This window comes from Paraburkholderia strydomiana, assembly GCF_046030495.1.
GTDB classification, from domain to species: Bacteria; Pseudomonadota; Gammaproteobacteria; order Burkholderiales; family Burkholderiaceae; genus Paraburkholderia; species Paraburkholderia strydomiana_A.
Window position 1 is genome coordinate 46,685 of record NZ_JAQQCJ010000038.1, and the last position, 8,836, is coordinate 55,520.

Annotated in this window: 5 protein-coding genes; 3 read left to right on the plus strand and 2 right to left on the minus strand. The window is 65.6% G+C overall.

Translation table 11 applies throughout. The annotated features are described in order from the left end of the window. The first annotated feature begins 300 nt into the window (after positions 1–300). The 3 genes from map to PQQ53_RS32765 are packed head-to-tail and all read left to right on the plus strand — an operon-like array spanning position 301 to position 5,811. Positions 301–1,110 (plus strand): type I methionyl aminopeptidase, encoded by an 810-nt coding sequence (map, locus tag PQQ53_RS32755; protein ID WP_175160744.1) that lies wholly within the window; start codon positions 301–303, stop codon positions 1,108–1,110. 30 nt (positions 1,111–1,140) lie between these two features. Then, complete coding sequence (locus PQQ53_RS32760; protein ID WP_408328723.1) at positions 1,141–3,720, plus strand: [protein-PII] uridylyltransferase; 2,580 nt, start codon at positions 1,141–1,143, stop codon at positions 3,718–3,720. Between the two features lie 6 nt (positions 3,721–3,726). After that, a complete protein-coding gene (locus PQQ53_RS32765) occupies positions 3,727–5,811 on the plus strand; it encodes a pseudouridine synthase (RefSeq protein WP_408328726.1) in 2,085 nt (694 codons plus the stop codon). Positions 5,812–5,978: 167 nt separating this feature from the next. Here the strand turns inward: PQQ53_RS32765 and def are convergent, their stop codons facing one another. Together def and ligA are read right to left on the minus strand one after the other, a co-directional pair. Continuing rightward, on the minus strand, positions 5,979–6,512 hold the full coding sequence (def, locus tag PQQ53_RS32770) for a peptide deformylase (protein ID WP_408157104.1): 534 nt from the start codon (positions 6,510–6,512) through the stop codon (positions 5,979–5,981). Beyond that, the gene (gene ligA / locus PQQ53_RS32775; RefSeq protein WP_408149157.1) at positions 6,509–8,575 is read right to left on the minus strand and encodes an NAD-dependent DNA ligase LigA; all 2,067 of its coding nucleotides are present in this window, start codon (positions 8,573–8,575) and stop codon (positions 6,509–6,511) included. The genes def and ligA overlap by 4 nt, the downstream gene beginning before the upstream one ends. Positions 8,576–8,836 lie beyond the last annotated feature (261 nt).

The window sequence follows — 8,836 nt, forward strand, 5'->3', positions numbered from 1 at the left end:
GCACGCGCCTATGAACTGACTCAACCCGCCTGGTCGCTCCCCTTTGCCGCGGCCGGGTTGCACCGCGAGTTTGCCATCGCCGCAACGCGTGCGGCGCGGACGCGGGCGTCTCCTCAGTACGGCGTGGCGCTCGTCAAAGTCCCGGCAGTTTGCCCGGACCACTATCCGCAGACCCGCCAGACTGCTGCTCGGGCAGCCGGCAAAAGCGCCCGTCAAACGCGCCAGCCCCGCCGCAAAAGCCTGCGGCAGCGAGAATATGGTGCGATAATCTCGCAATAAATCGCATTTCAGGCCCGACTCATGGCTATTACGCTCAAAAACGAACACGATATCGCGCAGATGCGCGTCGCCTGCAAACTTGCGAGCGAAGTGCTCGACTACATTACCCCGTTCGTCAAGGCCGGCGTCACGACCGGCGAACTCGACCGTCTGTGTCACGAATACATGCTGAAGGAACAGGGCACGGTTCCGGCGCCGCTGAATTATCAGCCGCCCGGCTACCCGCCCTACCCGAAAGCCACCTGCATTTCCGTCAACGACGTGATCTGCCACGGCATCCCCGGCGACAAGACCCTGAAGAACGGCGATGCGCTGAACATCGACATCACCGTCATCAAGGAAGGCTATTTCGGCGACACGAGCCGCATGTTCATCGTCGGCGAAGGCTCGATTCTGGCCAAACGGCTCGTGCAGACCACCTTCGAATGCATGTGGCTCGGCATCGACCAGGTGCGCCCCGGCGCGCATCTCGGCGACATCGGCCATGCGATCCAGAAGCATGCGGAAGGCCAGGGCTACAGCGTGGTGCGCGAATATTGCGGCCACGGCATCGGCACGGTATTCCACGAAGACCCGCAAATCCTGCACTACGGCCGCCCCGGTACCGGGCTCGAACTGCAGGCCGGCATGATCTTCACGATCGAGCCGATGATCAACGCCGGCCGCCGCGACATCCGCACCATGCCGGACCAGTGGACCGTCAAGACCAAGGACCGCAGCCTGTCGGCGCAGTGGGAACACACGGTGCTCGTCACGGAAACCGGTTACGACGTCCTGACCGTTTCCGCGGGCACGCCGGCGCGTCCGCCGATCGTCGCCGCCACCGCCTGACCGACCTCCGACCTTACCGTCCACCTGCCAATGAGTAGTGTTCCAGTCGTCGCCCCATCCCATGCCACGTCGCTGAAGGCGGACTACAAAGTGGCCAAAGCCCAATTGCTGGAACGCTTCAGAACGGCCACCAACGTGGATGCGTTGATGGCCGCCCTCGCGCGCACGACGGACGACTCCTTGTGCGCCGCCTGGGACACGTGCGAACTGCCGGACGAACTGGCGCTGCTGGCCGTCGGCGGCTACGGGCGGGGTGAGCTGGCGCCGCACTCCGACATCGACATCCTCGTGCTGCTGCCGGATGCGCCGATCGAGCATCTGGAAGCGCGCATCGAGCGTTTTATCAGCCTCGCGTGGGATTTGGGGCTGGAACTCGGCAGCAGCGTGCGCAGCGTGTCGCAATGTCTCGAAGAAGCCGCCAACGACGTCACCGTGCGCACCTCGCTGCTGGAAGCGCGGCGTATCACGGGCAGCGCCGCGCTGTTCGACGACTTTGCAAAGCGCTACCGCGCGGCGCTCGACCCGAAAGCCTTCTTTCAGGCGAAAGTGCTGGAAATGCGCCAGCGCCACGCCAAGTTTCAGGACACGCCGTACGCGCTCGAACCCAACATCAAGGAAAGCCCGGGCGGCCTGCGCGACCTCCAGCTGATTCTCTGGATCACCCAGGCGGCCGGTTTCGGCAGCAGCTGGCGCGAACTCGAGGCGCGCGAGCTGATCACCGAGCGCGAAGCGCGCGAACTGCGCCACAACGAAGGTTTCCTGAAGTCGCTGCGCGCGCGGTTGCATGTGACCGCCGGGCGTCGTCAGGACATCATGGTGTTCGACCTGCAGACGCCCGTGGCCGAGAGCTTCGGCTACAAGCCGACCGTCACCAAGCGCGCCAGCGAACAGCTGATGCGCCGCTACTACTGGGCCGCCAAGGCCGTCACGCAGCTCGCCACGATCCTGATCCAGAACATCGAGGCGCAACTCTTTCCCAGCACGAGCGGCATTACGCGCGTGCTGTCGGCGCGCTTCGTCGAAAAGCAGGGGATGCTGGAAATCGCCAGCGACGACGTGTTCCAGCGCGAGCCGAACGCGATCCTCGAAGCCTTCCTGCTGTACGAGCAGACGCCGGGCGTCAAAGGCCTGTCGGCACGCACGCTGCGCGCGATCTACAACGCGCGCGATGTGATGGACCAGCACTGGCGGCGCGATCCGGAAAACCGGCGCCTGTTCATGGACATCCTGAAGCAGCCGGCGGGCATCACGCACGCTTTGCGGCTGATGAACCAGACGAGCGTGCTCGGGCGCTACCTGCTGAATTTCCGGCGCATCGTTGGGCAGATGCAGCACGACCTGTATCACGTCTACACCGTCGACCAGCACATCCTGATGGTGCTGCGCAATCTGCGCCGCTTTGCCGTAGCCGAACACGCGCACGAGTATCCATTCTGCAGCCAGTTGATCGCCAACCTCGAACGGCCGTGGGTACTGTACGTGGCGGCGCTGTTTCACGATATCGCCAAGGGCCGCGGCGGCGATCATTCCACGCTGGGCATGGTCGACGCGCGGCGCTTTTGCCGCCATCACGGCATCGAAGGCGAGGACGGCGACCTGGTCGTCTGGCTGGTGCAGCAGCATCTGACGATGAGCCAGGTCGCGCAGAAGCAGGATACGAGCGATCCGGAAGTTATCAAGCGCTTTGCCGAACTCGTCGGCACCGAGCGCCGCCTCACCGCACTTTATCTGCTGACCGTGGCCGACATTCGCGGCACCAGCCCGAAAGTCTGGAACACGTGGAAAGGCAAGCTGCTCGAAGATCTGTACCGCGCCACGCTGGCTGTCCTCGGCGGCGCGCGGCCGGACGCGCATTCGGAACTGAAGTCCCGCCAGGAAGAGGCGCTCGCGCTGCTGCGTCTCGAAACCGTGCCGGAAGGCGCGCAAAAGGCGCTCTGGGACAAGCTCGACATCGGCTACTTCCTGCGCCACGACGCGGCGGACATCGCGTGGCAAACGCGCGTGCTGTATCGCCATGTCGAAGCGCCGACGCCGATCGTGCGGGCTCGCCCGTCGCCGATAGGCGAAGCGTTGCAGGTGCTCGTGTACGTGAAGGATCAGCCCGATCTGTTCGCAGGGATTTGCGCGTATTTCGACCGCAACGGCCTGTCGGTGCTGGATGCGCGGGTCAGCACGACCCGCCACGGCTATGCGCTTGATAATTTCCTCGTCGCGCATACCGAAGAAGACGTGCATTATCGCGATATTGCCAATCTGGTCGAACAGGAACTGACCGCACGCCTCACCGGCCACGGAACCCTTTTGCCGGGGCCGTCGAAAGGCCGTTTGTCGCGGCTGTCGCGGACCTTCCCTGTCACGCCGCGCGTCGATCTTCGGGCCGACGAGCGCGGCCAATACTACATCCTGTCCGTGTCGGCGAACGACCGGCCAGGCCTTCTTTATTCGATCGCGCGCGTGCTGGCTGAGCACCGGGTCGGCGTCGCGTCGGCGCGGATCAATACGCTCGGCGAACGCGTCGAAGACGTGTTCCTGCTGGATGGACACGGTCTGTCGGACAACCGCCTGCAAATTCAGGTCGAGACCGAACTGCTGCGCGCGATTGCAGTGTGAGATTTCATGCGAGTCAAATTAACAGCCAAGCACCCGCGGCCGGCTTCGTCCGAACGCGCCCCTGTCCGTACCGGTAGCACGTCGGCACGTAAGCCGACGCGTCCGGCGGCACCGAAGCCATCGATGGCGGGTTCCAGCGGGGCGCGGGGTGAAGGCGCTGGCGCAGCGGGTGGCGGCAAGCGGCCCGTGGGTGGTAAGCCGACGGGTGGCGGTGCGCGTGGGCCGCGTGCGGAAGGGTCGTTTGCGCGCTCGCGGGACGCGGGTGCCGAAGGTGCGCCGCGCAGGACGACATCGGATCGGCCGCCGCGCCGTGAAGGCGCAGGGGGTGATCGCGGTGAACGCGCACCCCGCCGCTTTGAAGGTGCAGGTGATCGTGGTGAACGCGCGCCTCGCCGTTTCGAAGGTGCTGGTGATCGTGGTGAACGCGCGCCTCGCCGTTTCGAAGGTGCGGGTGACCGCGGTGAACGCGCACCGCGCCGTTTCGAAGGTGCTGGTGATCGTGGTGAACGCGCGCCTCGCCGCTTCGAAGGTGCAGGTGACCGTGGTGAACGCGCACCCCGCCGCTTCGAAGGTGCTGGTGATCGTGGCGAACGCGCACCTCGCCGTTTCGAAGGTGCAGGTGACCGCGGCGAACGCGCACCCCGCCGCTTCGAAGGCGCCGGTGACCGCAGCGAACGTGCACCCCGGCGCTCCGAAGGCACGGGTGATCGCGGCGAACGCGCCCCGCGCAATTTTGGCGACCGGCCCCCGCGCCGTGACGACGGCGAACGCCGTCCGTTCAGCGGTTCGCGCCCGGGCGCAGACCGACCGTCGAATGCTGGCCCGCGCGCCGAACGTCCGGAGCGCCGCGAGCGTGACGCATCCGATCGCCCCCGTTTCGGCAACGACCGTGGCGCTCCGCAAGAGCGCCGCAACAGCGACCGGAGCGACCGGGGACCGCGTAGCGACAGCGCGCCGCGTCGCTTCGAAGGCGAGCGCGGCTCATCCGGACGCAGCTTCGCCAGCCCCGTAAAAAGCGGCTACGCTGACCGCTCGGACCGTCCGGCACGCGCACCGCGCGATGACCGCAACGACCGCGGCGACCGCACCGAGCGGGCGCCGGCCAAACGCGAATTCAGCGACCGCCCGCCGCGCAATGGTGAGCGCAGCGAACGCCCGGCACGCAGCGTCGACAAAACCCTGCCGTCCGCGCCCCGCCGTTTCGGCGACGACCGCCCTGCACGCGCCGACAAGCCACGCGGCCCGGCGTCAGCGGCACGCGCCGAGCGCCGTGACGCCGAGAGCGGCGCCGATGCGGCCCCGCGCACCCCGCGTCGCGATTACGAAGACGCGCCGGGCATGCTGCGTCTGTCGAAACTGATGTCCGAACTCGGCCTGTGCTCGCGCCGCGAAGCCGACGAGTGGATCGAAAAAGGCTGGGTGCTGGTGGATGGCGAGCGCGTCGACACGCTCGGCACCAAGGTTCGTCCGGATCAGCGCATCGAGATCGACCCCGCCGCCGAAGCCGCGCAAGCGAGCCAGGTGACGGTGCTGATTCACAAGCCTGTCGGTCTGGTCTCGGGCCAGGCGGAAGACGGCTATCAGCCGGCCATCACGCTGGTCACGCCGGAGAATCGCTGGGACGGCGACCATTCGGAGATCCACTTCTCGGTCGCGCATCTGCGCCAGCTCGCGCCTGCCGGCCGCCTCGACATCGACTCGACAGGCCTGCTGGTGTTGACGCAGGACGGCCGCGTCGCCAAGCAGTTGATCGGCGGCCATTCGGAGATCGACAAGGAGTATCTGGTGCGCGTGGCTTACGGCGAGCACACTGTCGACGTCGAAAGCCACTTCCCGCCCGAAAGCCTCGAACTGCTGCGCCACGGCCTGTCGCTCGACGACGTGCCGCTGAAACCGGCGCAGGTGGAGTGGCAAAACGGCGAGCAGTTGCGTTTCGTGCTGCGCGAAGGCAAGAAGCGCCAGATTCGCCGGATGTGCGAACTGGTCGGCCTCGAAGTGATCGGCCTGAAGCGCGTGCGGATGGGTCGCGTGATGCTTGGCGCGCTGCCGCCGGGACAGTGGCGCTATCTGTCGGCGGACGAGTCGTTCTGATGATGCCGCGAGCGCCTGTCTGAGCGAGGAGCGAAGAGTCAGGACCGGCGCGATCCCAATAAAAAACCCACGCAGATGCGTGGGTTTTTTATTGCCGGCGCCGATGCGGCTCACCGCGGCCGCAGTGCGTTGCGCGCACCCACCGCGCAACGCACATCGCCACCACGTCAATCGTCGCTATTCGGATCCATATCCGGGAACAGCACTTCGGTGAAACCGAACTTCGCGAAATCGTTGATCCGCATCGGATACAGCTTGCCGATCAGGTGATCGCATTCATGCTGCACGACGCGCGCGTGAAAGCCCTCTGCCACCCGGTCGATCGGCTTACCGTACTGATCGAAGCCGTGATACTTGATCATCGAAAAGCGGCTCACCGCGCCGCGCAGGCCCGGCACCGACAAACAGCCTTCCCAGCCTTCCTCCATATCGAGCGAGACAGGCGTGATGGTCGGATTGATCAGCACCGTTTCCGGCACCGGCGGCGCATCCGGATAACGCTCGTTCTTGCCGAAGCCGAAGATCACCACCTGCAGATTGACGCCGATCTGCGGCGCGGCGAGGCCCGCGCCGTCTGCGTCATGCATGGTCTCGAACATGTCCTTGACGAGTTCATGCAGTTCGGGCGTGTCGAAGTGATCGACCGGATCGGCAATACGCAGCAGACGCGGATCGCCCATCTTGAGAATTTCGCGGATCATAACTGCCCCTCCAGGAGCTGATGCATACCATCTTCGTCGAGTACGGGGATGCCGAGTTCCTCGGCTTTCGCCAACTTGCTGCCGGCGTCGGCTCCCGCGACCACATAATCCGTTTTCTTCGACACGGACCCCGCCACTTTAGCGCCGGCGGCTTCGAGCATTTCCTTCGCCGTTTCGCGCGACAGGTTCGGCAGCGTGCCGGTCAACACCACGGTCTTGCCGGCCAGCACGCCTTGCGGCGCCTTCGGCGCGGGCGGACCTTCCGCCCATGTGACCTTGCCCGGCGCGCGCAGTTGCTCGATCACCGTGCGGTTGTGCTCTTCAGCGAAGAACTGATGCAGCGACTCGGCGACCACCGGCCCCACGTCGTTGACTTCCAGCAGCGCCTCGACCGACGCGTCCATGATCGGCGTCAGCGAACCGAAATGTTTGGCCAGATCTTTCGCCGTCGATTCGCCCACATGACGGATGCCGAGCGCGTAAATAAAGCGCGCCAGCGTGGTGTGCTTGGCCTTTTCAAGCGAATCGAGCAGGTTCTGCGCGGACTTGTCGGCGAAGCGGTCGAGTTCCGCGAGCGTCGCGAAGCCGAGGTTGAACAGATCGGCCGGCGTGCGCACCAGATTCTGTTCGACCAGTTGATCGATGATTTTTTCGCCGAGCCCGTCGATATCGAGCGCGCGCCGCTGCGCGAAGTGCCACAGCGCCTGCTTGCGCTGCGCCGGACAAAAAAGCCCGCCGGTACAGCGTGCAATCGCCTCGTCGGGCAGCCGCTCGATGTTCGAGCCGCACACCGGGCACTGGGTCGGCATCACGAACTCGCGGGCGTCGGCCGGGCGGCGCTCGAGCAGCGCGCTCACCACTTCGGGAATCACGTCGCCGGCGCGCCGCACGATCACCGTGTCGCCGATGCGGATGTCCTTGCGGCGCACTTCGTCTTCGTTATGCAGTGTGGCATTGGTGACCGTCGCGCCGCCGACGAACACCGGCTCGAGGCGCGCCACCGGCGTGATCGCGCCGGTGCGGCCGACCTGCACGTCGATCGCGACGAGCCGGGTCAACGCTTCCTGCGCGGGAAACTTGTGCGCGAGCGCAAAACGCGGCGCGCGCGACACGAAGCCGAGCGCGTCCTGCTCGTCGCGCCGGTTGACCTTGTAGACCACGCCATCGATATCGTACGGCAGCGTGTCGCGCTTCTCGCCGACCGCGTGGAAGAAACCCAGCAAGCCGTCCGCGCCCTGCACCACCGCCCGCTCGCCGTTCACCGGCAAGCCGAGCTCCTTGTACCAGTCGAGCAGTTCGCTATGCGTGGCCGGCATTTCGATCCCGTCGAGCACGCCGATGCCATAGGCGAAAAACGACAGCGGCCGCTGCGCGGTGATCTTCGAATCGAGCTGCCGCAAACTGCCCGCCGCCGCGTTACGCGGATTGGCGAATTCCTTCTGCTCGGCCGCGCGCTGGCGCTCGTTCAGGCGTTCGAAATCGCGTTTGAACATCAGCACTTCGCCACGTACGTCGAGCACGTGCGGCACGCGCTTGCCTTTGAGCTTGAGCGGAATGGAGCGGATCGTGCGGACGTTTTCGGTAACGTTCTCGCCGGTGGTGCCATCGCCGCGTGTGGACGCCTGCACGAACACGCCGTCGACGTAACGCAACGAGATGGCGAGGCCGTCGAATTTCAACTCTGCCGCGTAATCGACCGGGACCGGCGGCTCGCTCGCGTTCTTGCCGAGCGCGTCGCCGACGCGTTTGTCGAACGCGACGATGTCTTCATCGGCGAAACCGTTGTTCAGCGACAGCATGGGCTGGTCGTGCACGACCTGCTCGAAGCCGCTCGCCGCCTCGCCGCCCACGCGCTGGGTGGGCGAATCCGGCACGATCAGATCCGGATGCTCCGTCTCGATGCGCTCCAGTTCCTTGAACAGCTTGTCGTATTCGGCGTCGGGAAGCTCCGGCTGGTCGAGCACGTAGTACGCGTAGTTCGCGCGTTCGAGTTCTGCGCGCAGCCATACGGCGCGCTCGGCCGGAGCGCTGGTTGCTGAGGGGGAGACGGAAGTTCTGGCCATGCTCTCTGACGGTTCTTGATGAAATTCGGACATTCGATTATCGCAGGAAGCGTGCCCCTTTACATCGGCCGAATGGGCTGCATACGGGGCTTGTTTTAGCGTGGCGGCGGGATGATAGCGGGGGTTCACTGCGGGGTTGACTGCGGGTTCGCTGGGCGCCGGTTCCGGCAGGCTCTCGCGCGCTGCGTCGCGCCACGCGGACGCCGCGCGCCAAAACACCACCGCCCCCCCAACGGGGGGCCGGGGGGGGAGTGGGTTTTT

Excerpts from the sequence above, each read along its gene's own strand:
- map (WP_175160744.1), top strand. The coding sequence starts at position 301 with ATGGCTATTACGCTCAAAAACGAACACGATATCGCGCAGATGCGCGTC.
- PQQ53_RS32760 (WP_408328723.1), top strand. The coding sequence starts at position 1,141 with ATGAGTAGTGTTCCAGTCGTCGCCCCATCCCATGCCACGTCGCTGAAG.
- PQQ53_RS32765 (WP_408328726.1), top strand. The coding sequence starts at position 3,727 with ATGCGAGTCAAATTAACAGCCAAGCACCCGCGGCCGGCTTCGTCCGAA.
- def (WP_408157104.1), bottom strand. The coding sequence starts at position 6,512 with ATGATCCGCGAAATTCTCAAGATGGGCGATCCGCGTCTGCTGCGTATT.
- ligA (WP_408149157.1), bottom strand. The coding sequence starts at position 8,575 with ATGGCCAGAACTTCCGTCTCCCCCTCAGCAACCAGCGCTCCGGCCGAG.